This is a genomic window from Pseudomonas sp. P1_F7 (assembly GCF_056405655.1).
The window spans coordinates 32,711-56,241 of sequence record NZ_JBFUBR010000020.1; the positions used below are offsets into that span (position 1 = coordinate 32,711).

Annotated in this window: 25 protein-coding genes; 9 read left to right on the forward strand and 16 right to left on the reverse strand. The window is 61.4% G+C overall.

The genetic code is table 11. The features are described from left to right. Positions 1 to 61 precede the first annotated feature (61 nt). Positions 62 to 421: a hypothetical protein gene (locus AC1D1M_RS26360; protein ID WP_477777911.1), complete on the forward strand. Its 360-nt coding sequence runs from the start codon at positions 62 to 64 to the stop codon at positions 419 to 421. Here AC1D1M_RS26360 and AC1D1M_RS26365 read toward each other — a convergent pair. The 3 genes from AC1D1M_RS26365 to AC1D1M_RS26375 all read right to left on the reverse strand — a co-directional run bounded on the left by AC1D1M_RS26365 (position 418) and on the right by AC1D1M_RS26375 (position 2,814). Next, the gene (locus AC1D1M_RS26365; RefSeq protein ID WP_477777912.1) at positions 418 to 1,083 is read right to left on the reverse strand and encodes a helix-turn-helix transcriptional regulator; all 666 of its coding nucleotides are present in this window, start codon (positions 1,081 to 1,083) and stop codon (positions 418 to 420) included. The two genes, AC1D1M_RS26360 and AC1D1M_RS26365, sit on opposite strands and share 4 nt — an antisense overlap. A gap of 19 nt (positions 1,084 to 1,102) precedes the next feature. Further along, positions 1,103 to 1,732 (reverse strand): hypothetical protein, encoded by a 630-nt coding sequence (locus AC1D1M_RS26370; RefSeq protein WP_477777913.1) that lies wholly within the window; start codon positions 1,730 to 1,732, stop codon positions 1,103 to 1,105. Positions 1,733 to 1,911: 179 nt separating this feature from the next. Continuing rightward, positions 1,912 to 2,814 carry a LysR family transcriptional regulator gene (locus tag AC1D1M_RS26375; protein WP_477777914.1) on the reverse strand — a complete coding sequence of 301 codons (903 nt, stop codon included), beginning with the start codon at positions 2,812 to 2,814 and terminating at the stop codon, positions 1,912 to 1,914. A 130-nt stretch (positions 2,815 to 2,944) separates the two neighbouring features. On the opposite strand from AC1D1M_RS26375, the gene AC1D1M_RS26380 reads away from it, so the two are divergent. Together AC1D1M_RS26380 and AC1D1M_RS26385 are read left to right on the forward strand one after the other, a co-directional pair. Next, complete coding sequence (locus tag AC1D1M_RS26380) at positions 2,945 to 4,342, forward strand: MFS transporter (protein ID WP_477777915.1); 1,398 nt, start codon at positions 2,945 to 2,947, stop codon at positions 4,340 to 4,342. Beyond that, a complete protein-coding gene (locus AC1D1M_RS26385; RefSeq protein WP_477777916.1) occupies positions 4,339 to 5,613 on the forward strand; it encodes a glucarate dehydratase family protein in 1,275 nt (424 codons plus the stop codon). Before AC1D1M_RS26380 ends, AC1D1M_RS26385 begins: the two co-directional genes overlap by 4 nt. A gap of 83 nt (positions 5,614 to 5,696) precedes the next feature. Here the strand turns inward: AC1D1M_RS26385 and AC1D1M_RS26390 are convergent, their stop codons facing one another. After that, positions 5,697 to 6,485, reverse strand: a complete 789-nt coding sequence (locus AC1D1M_RS26390; protein WP_477777917.1) for an alpha/beta hydrolase — start codon at positions 6,483 to 6,485, stop codon at positions 5,697 to 5,699. A 256-nt stretch (positions 6,486 to 6,741) separates the two neighbouring features. On the opposite strand from AC1D1M_RS26390, the gene AC1D1M_RS26395 reads away from it, so the two are divergent. After that, complete coding sequence (locus AC1D1M_RS26395; protein WP_477777918.1) at positions 6,742 to 7,560, forward strand: aldo/keto reductase; 819 nt, start codon at positions 6,742 to 6,744, stop codon at positions 7,558 to 7,560. 123 nt (positions 7,561 to 7,683) lie between these two features. Continuing rightward, positions 7,684 to 8,337: a peroxiredoxin gene (locus AC1D1M_RS26400; RefSeq protein ID WP_056727305.1), complete on the forward strand. Its 654-nt coding sequence runs from the start codon at positions 7,684 to 7,686 to the stop codon at positions 8,335 to 8,337. Between the two features lie 142 nt (positions 8,338 to 8,479). Here the strand turns inward: AC1D1M_RS26400 and yghX are convergent, their stop codons facing one another. The 6 genes from yghX to AC1D1M_RS26430 all read right to left on the reverse strand — a co-directional run bounded on the left by yghX (position 8,480) and on the right by AC1D1M_RS26430 (position 15,678). Continuing rightward, complete coding sequence (yghX, locus tag AC1D1M_RS26405; RefSeq protein WP_477777919.1) at positions 8,480 to 9,367, reverse strand: YghX family hydrolase; 888 nt, start codon at positions 9,365 to 9,367, stop codon at positions 8,480 to 8,482. Between the two features lie 163 nt (positions 9,368 to 9,530). Next, positions 9,531 to 9,932: a heme-binding protein gene (locus AC1D1M_RS26410; RefSeq protein ID WP_477777920.1), complete on the reverse strand. Its 402-nt coding sequence runs from the start codon at positions 9,930 to 9,932 to the stop codon at positions 9,531 to 9,533. Between the two features lie 19 nt (positions 9,933 to 9,951). After that, on the reverse strand, positions 9,952 to 11,169 hold the full coding sequence (glcF, locus tag AC1D1M_RS26415) for a glycolate oxidase subunit GlcF (RefSeq protein WP_477777921.1): 1,218 nt from the start codon (positions 11,167 to 11,169) through the stop codon (positions 9,952 to 9,954). Positions 11,170 to 11,172: 3 nt separating this feature from the next. Next, a complete protein-coding gene (glcE, locus tag AC1D1M_RS26420; RefSeq protein WP_477777922.1) occupies positions 11,173 to 12,237 on the reverse strand; it encodes a glycolate oxidase subunit GlcE in 1,065 nt (354 codons plus the stop codon). After that, on the reverse strand, positions 12,237 to 13,736 hold the full coding sequence (gene glcD / locus AC1D1M_RS26425; RefSeq protein ID WP_477777923.1) for a glycolate oxidase subunit GlcD: 1,500 nt from the start codon (positions 13,734 to 13,736) through the stop codon (positions 12,237 to 12,239). Before glcD ends, glcE begins: the two co-directional genes overlap by 1 nt. A gap of 178 nt (positions 13,737 to 13,914) precedes the next feature. Then, entirely contained in the window at positions 13,915 to 15,678 is a 1,764-nt protein-coding gene (locus AC1D1M_RS26430; RefSeq protein WP_477777924.1) for an L-lactate permease, read from the reverse strand. A 180-nt stretch (positions 15,679 to 15,858) separates the two neighbouring features. Between AC1D1M_RS26430 and AC1D1M_RS26435 the strand changes: the two genes are divergently transcribed. Beyond that, complete coding sequence (locus tag AC1D1M_RS26435; RefSeq protein ID WP_477777925.1) at positions 15,859 to 16,095, forward strand: hypothetical protein; 237 nt, start codon at positions 15,859 to 15,861, stop codon at positions 16,093 to 16,095. Between the two features lie 38 nt (positions 16,096 to 16,133). Here AC1D1M_RS26435 and AC1D1M_RS26440 read toward each other — a convergent pair whose 3' ends face one another. After that, positions 16,134 to 16,394, reverse strand: a complete 261-nt coding sequence (locus AC1D1M_RS26440; protein ID WP_223457620.1) for a hypothetical protein — start codon at positions 16,392 to 16,394, stop codon at positions 16,134 to 16,136. A 320-nt stretch (positions 16,395 to 16,714) separates the two neighbouring features. On the opposite strand from AC1D1M_RS26440, the gene AC1D1M_RS26445 reads away from it, so the two are divergent. Then, positions 16,715 to 17,779 carry a hypothetical protein gene (locus AC1D1M_RS26445; protein ID WP_477777926.1) on the forward strand — a complete coding sequence of 355 codons (1,065 nt, stop codon included), beginning with the start codon at positions 16,715 to 16,717 and terminating at the stop codon, positions 17,777 to 17,779. A 17-nt stretch (positions 17,780 to 17,796) separates the two neighbouring features. Beyond that, positions 17,797 to 18,150, forward strand: a complete 354-nt coding sequence (locus AC1D1M_RS26450; protein ID WP_477777927.1) for a DUF1428 domain-containing protein — start codon at positions 17,797 to 17,799, stop codon at positions 18,148 to 18,150. Between the two features lie 14 nt (positions 18,151 to 18,164). On the opposite strand, the gene AC1D1M_RS26455 is transcribed toward AC1D1M_RS26450, so the two are convergent. Beyond that, a complete protein-coding gene (locus tag AC1D1M_RS26455; RefSeq protein ID WP_007986425.1) occupies positions 18,165 to 18,359 on the reverse strand; it encodes a hypothetical protein in 195 nt (64 codons plus the stop codon). 121 nt (positions 18,360 to 18,480) lie between these two features. Between AC1D1M_RS26455 and thpR the strand changes: the two genes are divergently transcribed. Next, entirely contained in the window at positions 18,481 to 19,023 is a 543-nt protein-coding gene (gene thpR, locus AC1D1M_RS26460; RefSeq protein WP_477777928.1) for an RNA 2',3'-cyclic phosphodiesterase, read from the forward strand. Between the two features lie 259 nt (positions 19,024 to 19,282). Here thpR and AC1D1M_RS26465 read toward each other — a convergent pair whose 3' ends face one another. The 4 genes from AC1D1M_RS26465 to potA form a co-directional block, all read right to left on the reverse strand. Beyond that, positions 19,283 to 20,380 carry a polyamine ABC transporter substrate-binding protein gene (locus tag AC1D1M_RS26465; RefSeq protein ID WP_477777929.1) on the reverse strand — a complete coding sequence of 366 codons (1,098 nt, stop codon included), beginning with the start codon at positions 20,378 to 20,380 and terminating at the stop codon, positions 19,283 to 19,285. A 169-nt stretch (positions 20,381 to 20,549) separates the two neighbouring features. Then, a complete protein-coding gene (locus AC1D1M_RS26470; RefSeq protein WP_477777930.1) occupies positions 20,550 to 21,434 on the reverse strand; it encodes an ABC transporter permease subunit in 885 nt (294 codons plus the stop codon). Next, entirely contained in the window at positions 21,431 to 22,345 is a 915-nt protein-coding gene (locus tag AC1D1M_RS26475; protein WP_477777931.1) for an ABC transporter permease subunit, read from the reverse strand. The genes AC1D1M_RS26470 and AC1D1M_RS26475 overlap by 4 nt, the downstream gene beginning before the upstream one ends. Then, entirely contained in the window at positions 22,342 to 23,484 is a 1,143-nt protein-coding gene (gene potA, locus AC1D1M_RS26480) for a polyamine ABC transporter ATP-binding protein (RefSeq protein ID WP_477777932.1), read from the reverse strand. Before potA ends, AC1D1M_RS26475 begins: the two co-directional genes overlap by 4 nt. Between the last annotated feature and the right edge of the window lie 47 nt (positions 23,485 to 23,531).

Here is a 23,531-nt window from a genome sequence, read left to right on the forward strand (position 1 = left end):
GACGAAGGGTGTCGGCGGGGCTGTATGATGGGACCTTTTCGCCCCAGACAAGGAGCAATCCATGGGTTTGAGCAAACGCGATCAGGCACATATCGAACGGCGTCTGGTCGCCACCCTGACCGAAGCGTGCGAGACGGCCAAAGCGGAAATCGTCGGGTTTCAGTGGTTGACCCATGTCGCCGACTATGCCCGATTTCCGGCCAGTCTCAAGGTGGTTTGGGTCTTCGATACGCAGGCCGCCAGGGAGCAGGCGCTGGGCAAAGGGCAGGGCGAACGCATGGTCGAATTCACTGCCATGGCCTTGGGTGAGGCGCAAGTTCAGGTTGGTCCGGTGGCGCCCCATGTGTTTTTCGACTCTGAAGAAGCCTGCCAGCGGGACAACGCCGGAAACTGGCAGCAACGGCTGTCACGCAAGCGCTAGGTTGGCTGGTCGGTATTGGCTGGAGCAGCGTCAGTCGCGACGTCCGGGGTTTCGCTCGGTCGCAGTCTGAAGCGACAGACATGCCCGCCACGCACCATGCACTCGCTGTGCTCGACTTCGCCGCCGCCCAACGCGCCGATCAAGGCCAGGTCCAGTTCGCAGACCACCGGGTGCTTGGCGGCCAGGCGATGGAAGACGCAGTTATGCGCAACGATTTCCGGGGTGTCGCCTGAGCGAAAAAACACCTCGGCTTCGTAGCCTGCCTGGTTCATGTGCTGGACGATCCTGGCTTCATCCACGACCTCTCGTTCACGGTCCAAAGCCAGCTTGCGGCCCATGCTGCGCATCAGTGAAGTCAGGGCTTCGGGACCGATGATGCCCGCCACTTCATCAATCAATACGCTGGCCAGTAGCTGATAGTGGCGAGGGAACTGCTCCCGCGCGTGGTCGGTGAGCCGATACAGTTGCTCCGGGCGACGCCCCGTCGGCCGGGTATCGCCGCGCAGCACCAGACCGTCACGCTCCAGCGCCGCCAGGTGTTGGCGGATCGCCGTGCGCGTGACGGCCAGTTGTTCAGCCAACTCGTCAATGCTCATGCCACCCCCATGGTGCAGCAGCGCATTGAGCAGGTCCTGCTGTGTTCGGCCCAGTCCTTCCAGCATGGTGTGCCCTCGCGCGATATCAGAACTTATCCGGGAATTGCTTGACCAGCGCGCCGGTCAAGGCGTCGGCCAGGGCCAGGATGTGCGTGCGCATCATCGCCCAGGTACGGGCTTCGCCAGCGTAATCGTGTGCCGCGAATTCATCGATCTGGGTGATGTGGTGACCGCCATGGGCTGACAACATCGTCACCAGTGTCGCCTCAGGCAGATTGGGGTTCGCCGTAGCCAGAAACGCCGCAATCGCCTTGGCGTTGCTGGTCAACTCGGTGACGGCAGCCTGTTTGCCTTTCGCATCTTTCGCGACGGTGGCATCACTGTAGTGTTTCACCGCGCCCCAATGGCCGGCAAGCAGCTTGAGCAGTTGATCCGCCGCCGGTTGGCCGTAGAGCGGGGCGATGCTGTTGGCGATTTTGGTGGCGTTGTCGACCACTTGGTCCGCCGCGACTTTGGCTTGCTTTTTGTCGGCGGATTGATTGGCCAACGCGTAGTTTCTGATCCAGAAAATGTGTTCGACCCAAAGGTCACGCTCGGCCAGGCGCGTGGTCAGCGCGGGGCTGTCGGCAGCGGCGGGTGAGGCGGCAGGCGTCTGGCTCCAGACCGGTTGCGCACAGAAAGCCAGCAGGAGCAAAGCCAGGGTTTTGATATTCATGACGGCACCCTCTGAGAGTGGGAACGTTCGACAATATCAATATAGGCATAAAAATATGTTTTTATTGGGCGAAGACATAATCTCGGACCAATGGTCGCGACTTAAGGGCTTGTCTGTGGCGAGGGAGCAAGCTCCCTCGCCACAGGTGTTTGTCTGATAGCGGATTTTTCAAACCTGATCTACACCCCCCATCCCTCCCGCACCGCCCGCCGAATCCCCTCCAGTAACATCGCAAACGCCGGGTTGTCGTTGTTCTCGCGCCAGATCAGGTGCAGCTCGCTCTGCACGCCTTCGCCCAAATCGATATCGCGGAACACCACGTTCTTGAACACCACGCTTGTCGCGCAACGCGGCACCAGGGCCAGGCCCATGGCGGCGTTGACCAGCGCCAGGATGGTCAGGGACGAGCCCAGCCATTGCACATAATCCGGGGCGACGCGGGCCGAGCGCAGCATGCCGGTCAGCAGTTCGTTGAATGGCGGGTAGGCGGCGTGGGAGTACATCAGGAACGGCTGCCCATCGAGGTCCTGGACCGATACCGATTCGGCGCTGGCCAGGCGGTGCGTACTCGGCACCGCCAGCACGAACGGTTCGCGCACCAGGCATTCGGTGGAGTAGCCAGGTTCCAGCAGCGGCGACCGGGCAATGCCGAGGTCGATGCGGCGGGCGCGCAGGGCTTCGTGTTGCTGGTAGGTGTTCATCTCCGACAGATCGATTTTCACGTGGGGCTGTTTGAGTCGCGCCTCAGCGATGACCTTGGGCAGGAACTCGTAGACCGCGCTGCCGACGAAGCTGATATTGACCGAACCGATGTCGCCCTCGGCGAATCGCCGCGCGGTCACCGCCGCTTGCTGGGCGCGCTCCAGCAGGTTCTGGGCTTCGATAAAGAAGGCCCGGCCGGCGGCGGTGAGCGCGACGCTGCGGGTGCTGCGGGTGAACAATGCGACGCCCAGGTGATGTTCCAGCAATTGAATCTGTCGGCTGAGAGGCGGCTGGGTCATGTTCAGCCGTTCGGCAGCGCGGCGGAAATTCAGTTCGGTTGCCACGGTGGTGAAGCATCGCAGTTGAGTCAGTTCGAACATTGATCTAATCCAGGTATCAATCGAATGCCAAGTTAGATTAGACGGGATCAATACTCGCGTCCATGATCGGGCCACGCCTCAAGCAATCCCCAAAGCTATCCCTAAAAAAACAATGATCGGGAGTCGCCCCTTGAAAACCCTCCAGAGTCCGCCAGACCCGAACGTGCTCGCCCGCGCCGCCGCCAAGGTCAAGCGCCATGTACTGCCGCTGTTCGTGGTGATGTTCATCGTCAACTACATCGACCGGGTTAATATCGGTTTCGTGCGCAGCCACCTGGAAACCGACCTGGGCATTGGCGCCGCCGCCTATGGCCTGGGCGCAGGGCTGTTCTTCATCGGTTACGCGATCTTCGAAGTGCCGTCCAACATGCTGTTGCAACGCTACGGTGCCCGCGCCTGGCTGACGCGGATCATGTTTACCTGGGGCGCCGCCGCGATGGCCATGGCGTTTGTCCGTGGCGAAACCAGCTTCTACGTTCTGCGTTTCATACTCGGCGCCGCCGAAGCGGGGTTTTTTCCCGGCATCATTTACTACTTCACCCAATGGCTACCGTCGACCGAGCGCGGCAAGGCGATGGCGATTTTCCTCAGTGGTTCGGCCATTGCCTCGGTGATTTCCGGCCCGGTGTCCGGTGCATTGCTCAACGTCAGCGGCTTGAGCCTGCACGGTTGGCAGTGGATGTTCCTGATCGAAGGCTTTGCTTCCATCGTGCTCTGCGGGTTCGTCTGGTTCTGGCTGCAATCCCACCCTCGGCAAGCCAAGTGGCTGAGCGACGAAGAAAAAACCGCGCTGATCGGCGCTATCGCTCAGGAACAACAGGCTCGCGAAGCTTCGCAGAGCGTCAAACCCTCGATCTTCAAACTGTTGGCCGACCGGCAGATCATGCTGTTCTGCTTCATCTACTTTTCCATCGCCCTGACCATCTACGGCGCCACGTTCTGGCTGCCGAGCATGATCAAGAAAATGGGCAACCTCGGCGATTTCGAGGTCGGCCTGTTCAACTCGATTCCGTGGATCATCTCCATCATCGCGATGTATGGCTTCGCGGCCATGGCCAGCAAATGGAAGTACCAGCAGGCCTGGGTCGCGGTGACATTGGTGATCGCCGCGTTCGGCATGTTCATGTCCACCACTGGCGGTCCGGTCTTTGCCTTCGTCGCCATCTGTTTTGCCGCGATCGGTTTCAAGGCAGCCTCGGCGTTGTTCTGGCCGATTCCCCAAGGTTATCTCGATGCCCGGATCGCCGCGGCGGTGATCGCCCTGATCAACTCCGTCGGTAACCTAGGCGGTTTCGTCGCGCCGACCGCGTTCGGTTTTCTGGAGCAGACCACCGGTTCCATCGAAGGCGGCCTGTACGGCCTGGCTGGCACCTCGCTGGTCGCCGCCATCGTGATCTTTTTCGCCCGTACCGCCCCGCGTGGCGATGCCCTCCGTGCGCTGACCGGCCAACCGGCCGAAGGCACGCCAGCAAAAAAGCCCAGCAGTCATCCAGCCCTGAAAACTGATCCAACGGGAGCCGCCTCTTGAAAATCAAACGAGTCACTGTTACGCCCATCGCCTTCCGTGATCCGCCCTTGCTCAACGCCAGTGGCATCCACGAACCCTTCGCGCTGCGCTCGATCATCGAGATCGAGAGCGACAACGGCTACATCGGCCTGGGTGAAAGTTATGGTGACGCTCCGGCGCTGGCGATTCAGCAGCAGCTGCAAACGCAACTGATCGGCCTTGATCCATTCAACCTCAATCAACTGCGTGCCATCGTCCAGGCCACGGTGGCGGCGAATAAACCGGTGAGCATTGCCGGTGCCGAACTGGCGCCGGGCTCTCATGCCAGCAAAGCGGTCAGCAATGCCTATTCAGCGTTCGAAGTGGCGTTCCTGGATTTGCAGGCGCACTACCTGAACGTGCCCTTGGTGGACTTGCTGGGCGGGGCCATCCGCGAGGAGATTCCGTTCAGCGCCTACCTGTTCTTCAAGTACGCGCAACACGTCGATTCACCCTACAAGCCCGACAACTGGGGCGAGGCCCTGAACGAAGAACAGATCGTTGCCCAGGCGCGACGGATGATCGAGGCCTACGGCTTCAAGAGCATCAAGCTCAAGGCCGGCACCTTGCCGCCGGAGCATGAGGTGTCATGCATCAAGGCGCTGAAAAAGGCCTTCCCCGGTTACCCGCTGCGCATCGATCCGAACGGCAACTGGTCGCTGGAAACCTCGATCCGCATGGCCGAATTGCTCGGTGATGACCTGCAGTATTACGAAGATCCGACGCCGGGCCTGGAGGGCATGGCCGAACTGCACAAGCGCACCGGGTTGCCCCTGGCGACCAATATGGTGGTCACGGATTTCGACGAGTTGCGCCGCAGCGTGGCGCAGAACAGTGTGCAGATTGTCCTCGCCGACCACCATTATTGGGGTGGCCTGCGTGACACGCAGGCGTTGGCGAAAATGTGCGAAACCTTTGGTCTTGGGGTGTCGATGCATTCCAATTCGCATTTGGGCATCAGCCTGATGGCCATGGCGCATGTCGCCGCTGCGGTGCCGAATCTGGATTTCGCCTGCGACACCCATTACCCCTGGCAGGAGCCTGACGAAGAGGTGATCAGGGGCGGCAAGCTGCCGATTGTCGATGGCTGCGTGAAAATCACCCGCGCCCCGGGCCTGGGGCTGGAACTGGACCACGACCAGTTGGGCAAGCTGCATGACCAGTACCTGACGTGCGGCATTCGCCAACGCGATGACGTGAAGCAGATGCAGCGATACAAACCGGAGTGGAAGGCGGTCAAACCGCGTTTTTGATTGCGTGTAGGGTCCTTTGGTCCGGCAAGCGTGGTCGCGCTTGCCCGGACCGTTTTTTTTCGCCAGCCCAAACCTCCAACTTGCTACAACCCATCTCCCAGCGCCTTTAAGTATTCAGGGCTTTCGCTGATCGAGTTATGCCCCGTCCCCGGTATCACCTGCAGTGACGCCACGCCTTTGGCGAAGTGTGTGTACAAACGCTCGGTGCTCGGGCGCGGAATCACTTCATCATGCTCGGCGGCAATCAGACGAGTCGGCACCGTGATGTGGGCGGCATAGCGCCAGGACGGGTATTTGTCCTTCAACAACCAGCGCACCGGAAACCAGCGAAACTGACGGGCGGCGAGCCCTTCGAGGCTGTTGTAGGGCGTGATCAGTACCAGTCGTGCCACCGGACGCTGGCTGGCCAGGCGCACGGCAACCCCGGAACCCAGGCTGCGTCCGACCACCGCCACATGCGGATGGTTGGCATATACCTGGTCGAACAACGTGACGGCATCGCGGGCAATGGCCTCTTCGGAGGGCGAGCCGGAACTGCCGCCGTAGCCCCGGTAATGCAGCAGATACAGCGCGTAGTCAGGGAACGCTTGGGCGAATTCAGGCAAATTGCGCGAGACGTCTTCGGCATTGCCGCCGAAATAAACCAGCGCGTTCGGGCCATCGTGAGGCCGGACGGAGACCAGCACCTGTGCGTCGGCAATCGGCAGTGTGAGCAGCGTCACGGCTGTCCCGACGGCGCGCGGTTGCGGGTAGTAAATCAGCGCCCGTTGAAACACGAACAGCGCCACGCACAGCGCCAGGTACAACGCAGCGATGATGACGACGAGTAACACCAGGGTGCGCGACATTCGACTAACGTTAGTGGGCGGCATTGACTGCTCGGGGTTTGAAAGTGGCTAGCGCCGCAAGGTTTTGTGAGTGTAGTCAATCGACCCTTGGCGCGGGTTATCCGGATTGTCGGCGCAACAGGCCGAACCCGGGCGATTGGTGAGAAGCGTTTTATGAGCCATCCTGAGGGGGGACACCCGTAGAGCAATACTCACGCTGGCCGCCGGTGCTTCGGCGGTCTTCACGTTCGGACCGGCGGGTGCACAACCCGTGCCGTCGACGGGAACAGGAGGCAAAACCATGCAGACCCGCGCCATTCCTTCCAGCAACGAGTCCTTGCCGATCGTAGGGTTGGGCACTTATCGCGGATTCGATGTCGAGCCTTCGCAACCGGCGTACAAAGACTTGCCCGCGGTGCTGGATGCGTTGTTCGACAAGGGTGGCAAGCTGATCGACAGCTCGCCGATGTACGGTCGCGCCGAACAGACCAACGGCGAGTTGCTGTCGATCCATGAGCCGCGCTCGCCGGCGTTCCTGGCCACCAAGGTGTGGACCCGGGGCCGCGAAGAAGGCATCGCGCAGATGGAGCAATCCTTCGCCCTGTTGCAGACCGACCGGATCGACCTGATGCAGATCCATAACCTGCTGGACTGGCAGACGCACCTGCCGACCCTGCGCCACTGGAAGGAAAAAGGGCGTATTCGCTACATCGGCATCACCCATTACACGGCGTCGGCCCATGAAGAAGTGGAAGCGGTACTCAAGGCCGAGCCACTGGATTTCTTGCAGATCAACTACGCCCTGGATGATCGTGGTGTCGAGAAACGCTTGCTGCCGTTGTGCCGTGAGCGGGGCGTGGCGGTGATCTGCAATCGGCCGTTTGGCGGTGGCGGCTTGCTGGCCAAACTGAAAGATAAACCGCTGCCAGGCTGGGCGGCGCAAGTCGGGGTCAAGAGCTGGCCGCAACTGGCGCTGAAGTTCCTGCTGTCGCATTCGGCGGTGACGTGTGTGATTCCGGGCACCGGCAACCCGCGCTACATGGCGGAAAATGCCCGGGCCGGTTTCGGTCCGATGCTGACCGATGCCCAGCGTCAGCAGCTGATTGCGCTGGTGGGCTAGCGACTTATTCAACCCGTCCCGGCGAGTCGTCTAACCTCTCCTATACTGTCTCGCGTCCATGCCGTTGAAAGCGCATTCGTTGCCCTGACGGCGTCCCTGTCCATCACTGCAAGGAGATCGAACATGGCTATCCGTATTGGCGACGAAGCACCGGATTTCACCGCCGACACCACCGAAGGCACCCTCAACTTTCACCAATGGATCGGCGATGGGTGGGCCATCCTGTTTTCCCACCCCAAGGATTTCACCCCGGTGTGCACCACCGAACTGGGTTACCTGGCTAAACTCAAACCGGAATTCGACAAGCGCAACACCAAGGTTCTGGGTCTGAGCGTCGACCCGGTAAGTGACCACAACCGCTGGGTCGGTGACATCGCCGAGACCCAGGGCACGGCGGTCAACTATCCGCTGATCGGCGATGAAAACCTGGTGGTGGCCAAGCTCTACGACATGATCCACCCCAATGCCAGCGGCGGCGCGCGCACGGCAGTGGACAACGCCACGGTGCGTTCGGTGTTCATCGTCGGCCCGGACAAGAAGGTCAAGGCCATGTTGATCTACCCGATGAGCGCCGGGCGCAACTTCGACGAAGTGCTGCGCCTGCTCGACTCCCTGCAACTCAATGCCAAGCACACCGTCGCCACACCAGTGAATTGGCGGCCGGGTGAGGATGTGATCATTCCGACCTCGGTGTCTGACGAGGACGCGAAGAAGAAATACCCGGATGGCTTCAAGACTCTGAAGCCGTATCTGCGGACCGTGGCTCAGCCGAAGTAGTCACCAGCAGGGATATCGCCATCGCGAGCAAGCTCGCTCCCACATTGGATCTCTGTCGTACACATTTCTTGTGTTCGCTGGAGATCCCTGTGGGAGCGAGCTTGCTCGCGATGAGGCCAGTCCTGCCGGCCTCAACCTCTGGTCAAACCAGATACTTGCGAAACCACCCCAACGTCCGCTCCCACGCCAGCTTGGCCGCCTCCTCGTCGAAGCGCGGTGTGGAGTCGTTGTGGAAACCATGATTGCAGCCCGGGTAAATGTAGGCCTCATAGGTCTTGCCGCCGGCCTTCAAGGCTTTCTCGTAGGCGGGCCAGCCTTCGTTGATCCGCGTATCCAGCTCGCCGTAGTGCAGCATCACCGGTGCCTTGATGCGGGGCACGTCCTCGGTCGCTGGCTGGCGACCATAAAACGACACGGCGGCACCCAGTTCCGGATAGGCCACGGCAGCGGCGTTGGTCACGCCACCGCCGTAGCAGAATCCGGTGATGCCGACTTTTCCGCTGGCGGCAGGGTGTTTCATCATCCACTCGACGGCGGCGAAAAAGTCGTTCATCAGCTTTTCCGGGTCGACCTTGGCCTGAAGCTCGCGGCCCTTGTCGTCATTGCCCGGATAACCGCCGACCGAACTCAGGCCGTCCGGGGCAAGGGCGATGAAACCGGCCTTGGCCAGCCGCCGGGCCACGTCTTCGATGTAGGGGTTGAGCCCGCGGTTTTCGTGCACGACCACCACCGCTGGTACTTTGCCGGTGGCCTTGGCCGGGCGCACCAGATAACCGCGAACCTGGCCGTGGCCCTTGGGCGAAGGGTAGGTAATGTACTCGGCAAAAATGTCAGGATCGGTGAACGCGACCTGCTCGGCCAGCGCATAGTCGGGGCTTAGCGCGGCGAGCAGGGCTCCAGCGGTCAAACCGGCGAAGGTAAACAACGCCGCGCGATCGAGAAACTCCCGGCGGTTGATCTTGCCGTGGGCGTAGTAGTCGTAGAGTTCCAGCAGTTCAGGGGCGAAATCTTTGGCAGTTAGACGGGTCATGGCTGCAACTCCTCTCGGCTGGTTTAACACGGACTCTGTGGGACGGACCTTGTGGGAGCGAGCTTGCTCGCGATGGCGGAGTGTCATTCAACATCGATGTCGACTGGTCTGCCGCTATCGCGAGCAAGCTCGCTCCCACAGGGGGAATGGTGATGCCGACATCTTATTTCAGGCCCTGCGCACCAGCCTTGGCCACTTGCGCATCCTGTTCGGCCTTGACCCCCGACACCCCGACAGCGCCAATCACCTGGCCATCGAAAACAATCGGTACGCCACCCTCCAGCGAGGTCAGCAACGGTGCTGACAGGAAAGCGTAGCGCCCGGCGTTGACCATGTCCTCATAACTTTTCGATTCGCGCCGGCCGAGGGCTGAGGTGCGCGCCTTTTCGGTGGCGATATATGCGCTGGCGGGGGCGCAGCCGTCGAGGCGTTCGAGGGCCAGCGGGTGGCCGCCGTCATCGACCACCACGATGGTCACGGCCCATTGATTGGCCTGTGCTTCGGCGCGGGCGGCTTTGATGATCTGGCCGACTTCGGTCTGGCTCAGGACGGCTTTGCGGTTCATGGGCATCTCCAGGATTCGGTTAAGGCAGGGCGGCTTCGACCAGTTCGATCCAGTGCCGCACCGGGGTTCGGCCCGCGCCGTCGAGGTGCGACTGGCAGCCGATGTTGGCCGTGACAATCACCTCGGGGTGGCCGCTTTCCAGGGCGTTGAGCTTGTTGTCGCGCAGTTGTCGCGACAGTTCGGGCTGGGTCAGCGAATAGGTGCCCGCCGAACCGCAGCACAGGTGCCCGTCGGGGACGGACGTCAGGTTGAAACCGAGTTTGGTCAGCAGCGCTTCCACGGCACCGCCGAGTTTCTGTCCGTGTTGCAGGGTGCAGGGGCAATGGAAGGCCACGCGCTGTGAGGCATGGATGCCGAGCTTTTCCAGCGGCTCGTCGCGCAACACTTCCACCAGGTCCTGGGCCAGCTCGCTGACCTTTTTTGCCTTGTCGGCATAGGCCGGGTCGCTGGCGAGCAGATGCCCGTAGTCCTTGATGAAAGCGCCGCAACCGCTGGCGGTCTGCACAATCGCTTCGGCGCCTTTTTCGATGCTCGGCCACCATGCGTCGATGTTGCGCCGGGCGCGATCGAGACCGGCGGCCTGGGCGTCCAGGTGATAGTCCACGGCACCGCAGCAACCGGCTTCGCGGGTCGCGATGACGCTGATCCCCAACCGGTCCAGCACCCGTGCCGCCGCGGCATTGGTGTTGGGAGACAGGCTGGGCTGCACGCAACCTTCGAGCATCAGCACCTGACGCTCACGGTGGGTCATGGGTCGCGGCTTGGCCGGGTAGACACTGCGCGGCAACTTGCTTTGCAGGGCGCCTGGCAGCAGCGCACGGAACACCTGACCGCCATTGACCAGACTCTTGAACAGGTCTGGATGCGGCACGGTCTGGCGCAGCCCTTCGCGCAACAGACGCTGACCGAGCGGGCGCGGCACCGCCGCATCGACCACCGCCCGCCCGATGTCCAGCAGGTTGTGGTAATCGACGCCCGACGGGCAGGTGGTTTCGCAGTTGCGACACGACAGACAACGATCCAGGTGCTGCTGGGTCTTCTGCGTGACGTCGTTGCCTTCCAGCACTTGCTTGATCAGGTAGATGCGGCCCCGCGGTCCGTCCAGTTCATCGCCGAGCAATTGATAGGTCGGGCACGTGGCATTGCAGAACCCACAGTGCACGCAGGTGCGCAGGATGCTTTCTGCTTCTGCGGCGCGGGGCAGATGGCTGGCGCTTTCACTCAAGGTCGTCTGCATGATTCAAAGCTCCGCGTACAGGCGTCCAGGGTTGAAGATGCCCCGTGGATCGAGTTGTTGTTTCAGGTTGCGGTGATAACGCATCAGGGCCGGGGGCAGCGGATGGAACGGGCTGTCGGTCAGGCCGTGGCTGAAACAGGTGGCATGGCCGCCGACCTCGTCGACGACCTGGCGGATGAACGCCGCTTCGGCATCGGATTTCAGCCAGCGCTGGGCGCCGCCCCAGTCGATCAACTGGCGCCCCGGCAGCGACAGGAGCGGCGTGTTGTGCGGCAGTGACAGGCGCCAAAGCGGTTGGTCTTCATCGAAGAAACTCAAGCGCTGTTGGTTGAGATCGTCCCAGAAGGAAGCCTCCAGCCGTTCGCCACCGAGGCGCTCATGGGCCGCCGCCACCGAACCTTCTCCGCCCTCAAGCCGCAGGTGCAGGCGTTCGCCGTCGTGACAGGCGGCGCTGATCGGCAACGGCTGCTGGCCCCATTCCGCCAGGCGCAGCAAGGCGCGCTCAGGGTCCATTTCCAGGCTGATGCTCAAGGCCTGGCGGGGTTTTGGCAGCACTTTTAGCGAGACTTCGGTGATCAGCCCGAGGCAGCCGTAACTGCCGGCCATCAGGCGCGACAGGTCGTAGCCGGCGACGTTTTTCATCACCTCGCCCCCGAAGCGCAACAGCTTGCCCTGACCGGTGATGACCCGTGTGCCAAGAATGAAGTCCCGCACCGAACCGACCCATGGGCGCCGTGGTCCGGACAGCCCACAGGCGATCATGCCGCCGACAGTTGCATTATCGCCAAAGGCCGGTGGCTCGCAGGGCAGCATCTGTTGCGCGGCGTCCAGCACCTGCGCCAGCTGCGACAGTGGTGTGCCGCAACGGGCGGTGATCACCAGTTCGGTCGGGTCGTAACTGACGATGCCCAGGTGCGAGCGGGTATCGAGAATTTCCCCGGCCGTGGTGCGGCCGAGAAAGGCTTTGCTGTTGGAACCCTGGATGCGCAACGGCGTAGCGTTTTCCAGCGCCTGATTGACCTGTTCCAGCAGTGACGGGCTGTCATCGAAATCTTCAGGGCCGCGCATCAGAAACGCTCCAGCTCAGGGAAGGGCAATTGACCGCCGTGTATGTGCATGGCACCGAATTCGGCGCAGCGGTGCAGGGTCGGAATGTTCTTGCCGGGGTTGAGCAGGCCGCTCGGGTCGAAGGCGGCCTTGATGGCATGGAACAGGGTCAGCTCATCGCTGTTGAACTGCGCGCACATCTGGTTGATCTTCTCGCGGCCCACGCCGTGTTCGCCGGTGATGCTGCCGCCGACTTTCACGCACAACTCCAGAATCCTGCCGCCCAGGGCTTCGGCGCGATCAAGTTCACCGGGTTGATTGGCATCGAACAGAATCAACGGATGCATGTTGCCGTCGCCGGCATGGAACACGTTGGCCACCCGCAGGCCGTATTCCTTCGAGAGTTCGGCGATGGCGTGCAGCACGCCGGGCAGTTCACGACGGGGGATGGTGCCGTCCATGCAGTAGTAGTCCGGGGAGAGGCGGCCCACCGCCGGGAAAGCATTCTTGCGCCCGGCCCAGAAACGCACGCGTTCGGCTTCGTCCTTCGCCTGGCGCAGCTCGATCGCGCCGGCCTGTTGCAGCACCTGGCGCACCCGGTCGCAGTCATCAGAGACATCGGCTTCAACACCATCGAGTTCGCACAGCAGAATTGCCTGGGCGTCCACCGGATAACCGGCGTGGATGAAATCCTCGGCGGCACGGATCGCCAGGTTGTCCATCATTTCCAGGCCACCGGGGATGATGCCGGCGGCGATGATGTCGCCGACCGCGCGCCCGGCTTTTTCCACGGAGTCGAACGCCGCCAGCAGCACTTTGGCAGTCTGCGGTTTGGGCAGCAGCTTGACCGTGACTTCGGTAATCACCCCGAGCAGGCCTTCGGAACCGGTGAACAGCGCCAGCAGATCGAAGCCGGGGGCGTCGAGGGCGTTGGAGCCCAGGCTCAAATGCTCGCCATCGACGGTAAGAATGTCGACCTTGAGCACGTTGTGCACGGTCAGGCCGTACTTCAGGCAGTGTACGCCACCGGCATTTTCCGCGACGTTGCCGCCGATGGAGCAAGCGATTTGCGAGGACGGATCCGGCGCGTAATACAGGCCGAACGGTGCCGCCGCCTGGGAAATCGCCAGATTGCGCACGCCGGGCTGAACCCGTGCGGTACGGGCGGCGGGGTCGATGCTCAGTATGTTGTTGAAGCGCGCCATCACCAGCAGCACACCTTTCTCCAGGGGCAGCGCACCGCCGGACAAACCGGTGCCCGCGCCACGGGCCACCACGGGGACGTGCAGTTCATGACAGACCCGCAGCACCCCTTGGACTTCGTCAATGTGCCGGGGCAGCACCACCAGCATCGGCGTGGTGCGATAGGCCGACAGTCCGTCGCATTCGTAGGGCTTGAGCTCTTCCTGCTGATGCAGGATTTCCAGAGCCGGCAACCGGGTTTGCAGGGCGTGCAACAGCGCCTGTTTGTCGACGTCGGGCAAGGCGCCGTCAACGCGTTCATCGTAGAGAATGTTCATGGGATCACGATTCTCGCTGGAGGCCACTGACCTTCATCATTGGCCTGATACCGCCGACTGTCCATGGGGTATTTGTCAGCCTGAAGCGGGCATTCATTCAATAAATCTGTGCGGAAAATGCCAACGCCCGGGCGATGGAACCCGGGCGTTGCAAATGTTGTGGGCAGGGCGCGCAGACTCAATGTCCGCCCACCACCATATGGCTGAACGGCGCGACGTAGGCCTGCAACGTCACCAATCCGCCGACCAGAATCGCCAGCACAATCGAGTGGAAGAACACGTAGCGCAGGATTTCCCCTTCATGGCCGTACCAGCGGGTGGCGGTGGAGGCGACCACGATCGACTGGGCATCGACCATCTTGCCCATGACCCCGCCGGAACTGTTGGCGGCGGCCATCAACACCGGGCTGATGCCCAGTTGCTCGGAAGTCACCCGTTGCAAGCCGCCGAACAGCACGTTGGACGCTGTGTCCGAGCCGGTCAACGCCACGCCGAGCCAGCCGAGCAAGGTGCCGAACATCGGGTAGAAAATGCCCGTCGCGGCGAAGGCCAGGCCCATGGTCGCATCCAGGCCCGAGTAGCGCGTGAGGAAGCCCAGGGCGAGCATCGCCGCAATGGTGATCAGCGAGTAACGCACCACCCACAGGGTGCGCAGGTACTGGCGAATCAGTTGCGGGATCGAGTAACCCATCAGCAAGCCACCGATGATCGCCGACAGCAAAATGCCGCTGCCGGTGGCGGTGAACCAGGTGAACTTGTACACCGCTTCTTCGGTTTTCGGCGCAGGCACCACGGGCGGGACTTTCTCGACCTGCAAGTGCAGGGTGGTGAAGGTCACGACCGGCGCGAACAGCGGGTTCGCCTCGCGCAGTGGTTTACCCTGGGGATCGAGCTTGGCGGCGCTGGTTTGCGGGTCAATCGCCGGGCGGGTGTCGAAGGTGTTTTTGAAGCCTTGCGTACCCCAGATGAACACGAAGATCGTGAGGATGATCCACGGCATCCACGCACGCATCACCGCCGGTTTTGCCTCATTGGCGAAGGTTGCAGTCGGTACGGGCTTTTCGTCGTGTTCGGCGTCGATCTTCGAGTTGTCGACCCGGCCGGACAGCGCTGCGGAGGTGTGTACGGTGGCCGGTTTCCACACCTTGAGGAAACCGGCCAGGCAGGCCATGGAAATCAGTGCGGCGATCACGTCCACCAGCATCGGCCCGTGATAGTTGGACACGAGGAACTGCGGCACGGCAAAACTGACACCGGCCACCAGGATCGCTGGCCAGATTTCCAGCATCTTGCGCCAGCCGGCAAAGGCCCAGATCAGCCAGAACGGCACCAGCACCGAGAAGAATGGCAACTGCCGGCCGACCATCATCGACAGCTCCATTTCATCCAGCCCGGTGACCTTGGCCAGGGTGATGATCGGCGTGCCGAGGGCGCCGAACGCCACGGGGGCGGTATTGGCAATCAGCGCCAGCCCCGAGGCGGCGAGTGGCGAAAACCCCAGCCCGATCAGAATCGCCCCGGTCACCGCCACCGGCGTACCGAAACCGGCCGCGCCTTCGAAAAACGCACCGAAGCAGAAGGCGATCAGCAGCAATTGCAGGCGTCGGTCATCGGTGATGCGCGCCAAGGAGTCTTGCAACACCTTGAACGAGCCGTTCTCGGTGGTCAGGCGGTGCAGGAAGATGATATTCAACACAATCCAGCCAATCGGCAGCAGGCCGTTGGCCGCACCGAACAGTGCCGCCGAACCTGCCATGTTCGCCGGCATGCCGAAGGCGAAGATCGCGATCAGCAGGGCCGAGGTCAGGGCGAGCAATGCCGCCAGGTGCGCCTTGACATGGAAAAACGCGAGGGACGCCAGCATCACCACCACCGGTACGGCGGCCATGAGCGTTGAAAGCACCGGGTTACCGAACGGATCGTAGACTTGCTGCCAGACCATGTTCCACCTCTGCTTTTTATTGTTGGACGTGCAGATCCCCTGGGGGGGAGGTGGACTTCAGTATAGGTGGCATTGCGCCGCTGTCAGGGCAGGCCTCCGGTCCAGCGGGTCGGCGCAGTTCCGGGGGCTGAGCTAGCATGGCGGGTAGGGTCTGAATCCAGCCAGGGGAGGAATGCAGCCATGACCGAGCGCCATATGGAGCACAAGGAAACGCTATCGAACGGATGCAGTATCAAAGTCAAAGCCGAGATATTGAAAGACGGCTCGTTGGGCATGTTCATCGGTGTCTATCGGCCGGACGGCACAGCCATCGATGAAAACCACGACCCACGGCCGCACTTGCTGGACATGGAAGCGGCGATGGACTGGGGGATCGATATTGCGAAGGGGATTGGCAATAGCCAGCGAACGTTGTGAGCGATTCCCGTCCGTGCCCGGGCGACCGGCGGTCGCTGTCAGAATCCGAACGAACGGGCCGAGCCTTTTGCCAGTTCGACATCCAGCAGATGCTCGACCAGCACGTCATTCAAAAAACGGAACTGATCATTGAGCCCGACCACTTCGTTGCTGAAGTGATGATCGGCTGCCGGGATCAGCAACGCCTCGAACTTCTCGTCGAACAGCAGAGTCAACTCTTTACGCGACTCGAATTTCTGCGCGTAGAAATTGTTGCCGAACACCGGAAAACGCACGGCGAGGGTGACGGTGTGAATCATGATGTTTGTTCCTCGCTCAGGACGTACCAGGAAAATACACCCAATGTGAACGCCGTCAGGGCCAGGCAGGTCAGCAGATGGATCAGCATGATGTTCCCCTCCGATTCGGGGTTTCGTGTTGGCTTGGGATCGATCCTACGCTGACGGCCATCAAGCGGAAGGCAATCGCGGCGATGGTGATTATCGACGCAAGTGATGGTGGTTTTTTCGCTGTAGATGCGGGCCCTTTCGCGGGCTCCGGGAGACTGCCACCTATACTTAAACCGAAAGTTTCGCGTGTCGGGCATTTCGCCCGGTGCCAACAGCTGGAAGCCGCTATCTTGAACCTGCGTTCGCTGATCATTGCCGTGCTGGTGGTGTTGGCGGGGTGTGCCACGCCTGTGCGCGCGCCGGTGGAAGTGGCACCGGTCATCGTTCCTGCCAGCACCTGGCAACAAGTGGACCGGGAGATCGTCGCCGCGTCGCAGGCGGCGACCGAGGAGACCAAAATCTACGCCCGCGGCGCCATGGAATACTGGCGCACACGGGTCTATGAATTGACCGAACAGAATTTCATTCCGTGGTTCAGCAGTTACTGGACCCAGGAATGGCTGTCGATGAAGGTCAGCTGGTACACCATCAGCACCAAGGGTGAGCAGGACGCCGTGGAAAAACGCCTGGCGGCGTACCTGCTCGAAGCCTATCAGGAGAAGGTCCTGGCGCCGGTGGCCGTGGAAGTCGATCCCGATGCGATTCTCGGCCTGGCAGCGGCGTTCTATGTCGACATCCTCAAGGAAGAGCTGCAGAAAATCTCCAACCGCCACGGCGTGCCGATGGCCCAACTCAACGGGCGCATCCAGAAAGTCCCGGCCATCGCCCTCGGGCCTCCGCCGACGAGGGACGCCTCGTTGTACCAGGTCATGCACACCGAACCGCTGAACTCCTTGCCGGCCTTCGCCGCGCTGATCGACAAAGTCCATAAGGCCGGTGGCGACAAGGGGGTGGGCTCGACCGACACCGCGATGGCGCCGGTGGCCAGGCGCGCCAGCCGGCGGATGGAAGCCGAGATGGCCCCGCGSGGGGCCGCCAGCGCCGTGGCCGCAGCGACCGGGAAACTGGCCGGTGGCTTGATCACGCTAGGGGTGGCTGGCATTCGCGCATTCATCCAGGCCTTTGACCGGCCCGATAGCGAGGCGCTGATTCGCCGTAGCCTGGGCAATACCTTCGACAAGGCCTGGACCAAACTGGTGCAGAGCCCGACCAGCGGCGTCATGGCCTGCACGCTTTACATGGCGGCGCAGATCGAAGGCAGCCTGGCGGACCGTACTGCACCGCCGGTCGGTTTGAGCGCCGGCACTGTCGATCGGACGCCAGCGCAACCGACTAACCTGCAGCACACCCCATGACCCAAGGAGAAAAACGCATGTCTTACGTCGATGGATTCATCGCTGCCGTACCCACCGCCAACCGTGAGCAATACATCAAACACGCCGAAATCGCCGCCTCGATCTTCAAGGAAAACGGTGCCTTGAACGTGGTCGAATGCTGGGGCGAAGACGTGCCGCAAGGCAAGGTCACCTCATTCCCAATGGCGGTGAAACTCAAGGACGGCGAAACCGTGGCTTTTGGCTGGATCATCTGGCCGGACAAGGCCACCCGTAATGCCGGGATGGACAAGATGATGCAGGACCCGCGCATGCAACCGAACGTCAATCCGATGCCATTCGACGGTCAGCGCATGGTGTATGGCGGGTTTGAAGTGCTTCTGAAAGTCTGAAGCCGGCCGTGGGATCACTCCGGCGTCGGAGTGATCCTGCAACTCTTGCGCTGCCGGATTTCCTCGTCCGTCGGCCGCTCGCGGATGAACTCGAAGCGCGGCTCACCTTCGTTGTAATGCACCAGCCAGCCCCATTCCAGCTTGAGTTCATCCTGCCCAGGCTCGGGCGGTGTGGCCCACCATGGCTCTTTGCTGATGATCTGTCGCATGGCCCCTCCGGTATTTCGGGATGGTAGAACTATAACGCGCCTGCCGGGCGGCGTCAGAAATGCGCTGGCCGGTACGCGAGGGTTGAGTACACTCAGGCAGTCTTCCCAGGAGGTGCCCGGCATGAACGACGAGATCCGCGAGCCGTTCAAGCGCCTGTTCTTTGCGCTGAACTGCGCCCCGGCCCTGCGCCGGGATATCGCCCAGTGGCGCAGTGCGCTGCAACTGCGCAACGGACGGCCGGTGCCAGCTGAAAACTTTCACCTGACGCTGAAGTTTTTGGGGGCGGTAGGTGTGGCGCAGATCGCCGACCTCTGCACCGCTGCCGCATCCATCCGCACACCGGGCGAGCGCTTGACGGTGGTGTTGGATCGGCTGGACGTGTGGCGCAGGGCAGGGGCGCTGGTGCTCGCGCCGCAGCAGGCGTCCCCGGCATTGCTGCGCCTGGTGTATGCCCTGGAACAGGCGATGTTGCCGTTTGGGCTGGAGGAAGCACCAAGGGAATATCGTCCGCACCTGACCCTGGCACGGCAGTATCGGGAGCCGGTGCCGGAGTCCGCGACACCGCCCGAGTTCTTCCTGCGGGCTGATCGATTCACCCTGTTCGAATCCCACAAGGGCCGTTATCGGGCGCTGGCCGAATGGCCTTTGATTGATCCCCAATAAAAAAGGCGCCCGAGGGCGCCAAACTTCACCTGAACCGAGGGAGCCAGGTGAGGCCGTTCTACTTGCAGGAGAGGCAGCGGTGGTAAGGCGCTGCGTGAACGGAAATTGGTAAAGCTGAAATGTGTGCTGGATGTTCTGGCCTCATCGCGAGCAAGCTCGCTCCCACAGGGATAGCGCGAACTTCAAGGTACACGCGGTACCTGTGGGAGCGAGCTTGCTCGCGATGGCAATGTCAGACTCAGTAGATCAATTGAGTGAACTATTGGCCCAACTTCACCTTGGTCCAGCCACGGGTCATGATCCGCTGGATGGCAATCGGCTGGTCCGGCACGGCATAGAGCGTGGCCATCACCGCTTCCGGCGGATAGGAGCCTGGATCGTTGCGGATCGCTTCATCGACCAGCGGCGTGGCCGCCGCGTTGGCGTTGCTGTAGCCGATGTTGTTGGTGATGTCGGCAATCACGTCGGGGCGCATCAGGAAGTTCATGAACAGGTACGCATTCTCGACGTTGGCGGCATCGCGGGGGATGGCGAGCATGTCGTAGAAACTGGCAGCGCCTTCTTTCGGGATGCTGTAGTCGATCTTCACCTTGTCCCCGGCTTCCTGGGCGCGGGCCTTGGCCTGCAGCATGTCGCCGGAGTAACCGACGGCCACGCAGATGTTGCCGTTGGCCAGGTCCGAGATGTATTTCGACGAATGGAAGTACGCCACGTTCGGGCGAATCTTCATGAACAGCGCCTCGGCTTCGGCGATGTGCTGTTTGTTCTGATCGTTCACCGGGTAGCCCAGGTAGTGCAGAGCGGTCGGGATCATTTCAGTCGGTGAATCGAGGAAACTGATGCCGCAGGCTTTGAGCTTCTCGGCGTTTTCCGGTTTGAACAGCAGGTCCCAGGAGTTGGTCGGGGCGTTGGCGCCGAGCACTTCCTTGACCTTCTGCGGGTTGAAGCCGATGCCGATCGAGCCCCACATGTACGGGATGGCATGGGCGTTATCGGGGTCGCTCGCGGAGGCGTTTTTCAGCAGCACCGGGTTGAGGTTTTTCCAGTTCGACAGCTTCGACTTGTCCAGTTCCTGATAGACGCCGGCCTTGATCTGCTTGGCCAGGAAACTGTTGGACGGCACGACGATGTCGTAGCCGGATTTGCCCGCCAACAGGCGCGCTTCAAGGGTTTCGTTGCTGTCGAAGACATCGTAGGTCACCTGGATGCCAGTCTCGTCTTCGAACTTCTTGACGGTGTCCGGGCCAATGTAATCCGACCAGTTGTAGACGCGCAGAACCTTGTCATTGGCCTGGGCGCCAGTGGCGATTGCGCCCAATAAGGACAGTGTCAGCAGAGTCCTGCCAAACATTTTCATCGGTACAACTCCATTTCTTTTTTATTCAAATACACAAAACAGTGAACACAACACCTGTGACGAGGGAGGGTACCCATCATCCTGTAGGAGCTGTCGAGTGAAACGAGGCTGCGATCTTTTGATTTTTAGAAGCAAGATCAAAAGATCGCAGCCTGCGGCAGCTCCTACATTAAGCGGTGACTCCTGCCATTTTCTTTTCAGGTTGCTGCCAGGATTCGCTGGCGGTCTGGTCCATGGCTTCCTGGATCGCGCGTTTTCGGGTGGCTTCGGCACGGCGGCTGAAGTACCAGACCATGAAGGTTACGATCGACACCGCCAGCAGAATCAGGCTGGCCACGGCATTGATCTCGGGCTTGACCCCAAGACGCACCGCCGAGAACACTTCCATCGGCAGGGTCGTGGAACCCGGGCCGGACACGAAGCTCGCCAGCACCAGGTCATCCAGCGACAGGGCGAACGACATCATGCCGCCGGCCGCCAGGGACGGCGCGATCATCGGAATGGTGATCAGGAAAAACACCTTGAATGGCTTCGCCCCCAGGTCCATGGCCGCTTCTTCGATGGACAGGTCCAGTTCGCGAAGGCGGGCGGAGACTACCACCGCCACGTAGGCGGCACAAAACGTGGTGTGGGCGATCCAGATGGTGACGATGCCACGCTCCTGCGGCCAGCCGATCAACTGCGCCATGGCCACGAACAGCAGCAATAGCGACAGACCGGTGATCACTTCAGGCATCACCAGCGGCGCGGTGACCAGGCCACCGAACAGCGTGCGGCCCTTGAAGCGCGTAACGCGAGTCAGGACGAACGCCGCCAGCGTGCCCAGTGCCACCGCCGCAATCGCGGTGTAGCAGGCGATTTCCAGCGAGCGCACCACCGAACCCATCAGTTGGGTGTTGTCCAGCAAACCGGCATACCACTTGAACGACCAGCCGCCCCACACCGTCACCAGCTTCGAGGCGTTGAACGAGTAGATCACCAGAATCAGCATCGGCAGGTAGATAAACGACAGGCCGAAAATCAGCATGAACTTTGAAAATCCGAAGCGTTTCATCCCCGTGCCTCCATCTCTTTGGCCTGGCTGCGGTTGAACAGCAGAATCGGCACAATCAGGATCAACAGCATCACCACCGCCAGGGCAGACGCCACCGGCCAGTCGCGGTTGTTGAAGAACTCTTGCCACAACACACGGCCGATCATCAGGGTTTCCGGGCCGCCGAGCAGTTCCGGAATCACGAACTCACCGACCACCGGAATGAACACCAGCATGCAGCCTGCGATGATGCCGTTCTTGGCCAACGGCACGGTGATTTTCCAGAAGTTGTTGAAGTTGCTCGAACCCAGGTCCGACGCGGCTTCCAGCAGGCTGCCATCGTGCTTGACCAGGTTGGCGTACAGCGGCAACACCATGAACGGCAGGTAGGCGTAAACGACCCCGATGTAGACGGCGATGTTGGTGTTGAGGATCTCGATCGGCGCCGAGGTCAGCCCGGTCCACATCAAGAATGCGTTGAGCAAACCGTTGTTGCTGAGGATGCCCATCCACGCGTAAACGCGGATCAGGATCGCGGTCCAGGTCGGCATCATGATCAACAGCAGCAGGACGTTTTGCGCTTCCTTGCTGGCCTTGGTGATCGCGTAGGCCATCGGGAAACCGATCACCAGGCACATCATCGTGCTGAGCAACGCTACTTTCAACGAGCCGAGGTACGCCGAGATGTACAGTTCGTCCTGGGTCAGCAGGCTGTAGTTGCCGATGTTGAGCAGCAGCTGAAATTTCTGCTCGGCGTAGGTGTAGATCTCCGAGTAGGGCGGAATGGCCAGGGCTGCTTCCGAAAAACTGATCTTCATCACCAGGAAGAACGGCAGCATGAAGAACAGGAACAGCCAGATGAATGGAATCCCGATGACGAACTTGCGCCCGCTGGGGACCAGTCTCAGAAATTGCTGATTGAAGGTTTTCATGCGCGCAGTACCACGCCGCTGTCGTCTTCCCACCACACGTAGACCTGATCGTCCCAGGTCGGACGCGCGCCACGGCGTTCGGCGTTGGCCATGAACGACTGGACGATCTTGCCGCCAGGCAGCTCGACGTAGAACACCGAGTGGCCGCCGAGGTAGGCGATGTCATGCACCTTGCCGCTGGACCAGTTGTAGCGGTTCTCGGGCTTGACGGTGCTGACCAGCAGTTTTTCCGGGCGGATCGCGTAGGTGATCGACTTGTCCTGCACCGAGGTGCTGACGCCGTGACCGACGTAGATTTTCTGCTCCAGGTCCGGGCTGTGGATGATCGCGTGACCTTCCAGATCTTCTACAACGGTGCCGTCGAAGGCGTTCACGTTGCCGATGAATTCGCAGACCATGCGGCTGACCGGTGCTTCATAGATGTCGACCGGGCTGCCGATCTGGGCGATCCAGCCCAGGTGCATGATCGCGATGCGCTCGGCCATGGTCATGGCCTCTTCCTGGTCGTGGGTCACCATCACGCAGGTCACGCCCACGCGCTCGATGATCTCGACAAGTTCAAGCTGCATTTGCGAGCGCAGCTTTTTATCCAGGGCGCCCATCGGTTCGTCGAGCAGCAGCAGCTTCGGACGCTTGGCCAGGGAGCGGGCCAGGGCCACGCGCTGACGCTGGCCGCCGGACAGTTGGTGTGGCTTGCGCTTGGCGTACTGGGTCATGTGCACAAGACGCAGCATCTCCTGCACGCGGGCTTCGATTTCGGCCGCTGGCAAACGGTCCTGCTTGAGGCCGAAGGCGATGTTCTGCGCCACCGTCATGTGCGGGAACAGGGCGTAGGACTGGAACATCATGTTGATCGGTCGTTCGTACGGCGGCATGTCGGTGATGTCGACACCGTCGAGCAGAATCCGGCCTTCGGTCGGGCGCTCGAAACCGGCGAGCATGCGCAGCAGGGTCGATTTGCCGGAGCCGGAGCCACCGAGCAGGGCGAAGATTTCACCCTGATGGATCTCCAGGGACACGTCGTCCACCGCGGTGGTTTCGTCGAATTTCTTGGTGACGCGATCGACTTTCACCAACACCTTTTTCGGTGCCTGGTGACCTTCAAGAGCCTTCCTGTAAATGCTGGAGGCGTTTGCCATGTGAAACTCCCAACAGGTTTCAGTCGCCAGGCCAACACGGCCCGGCT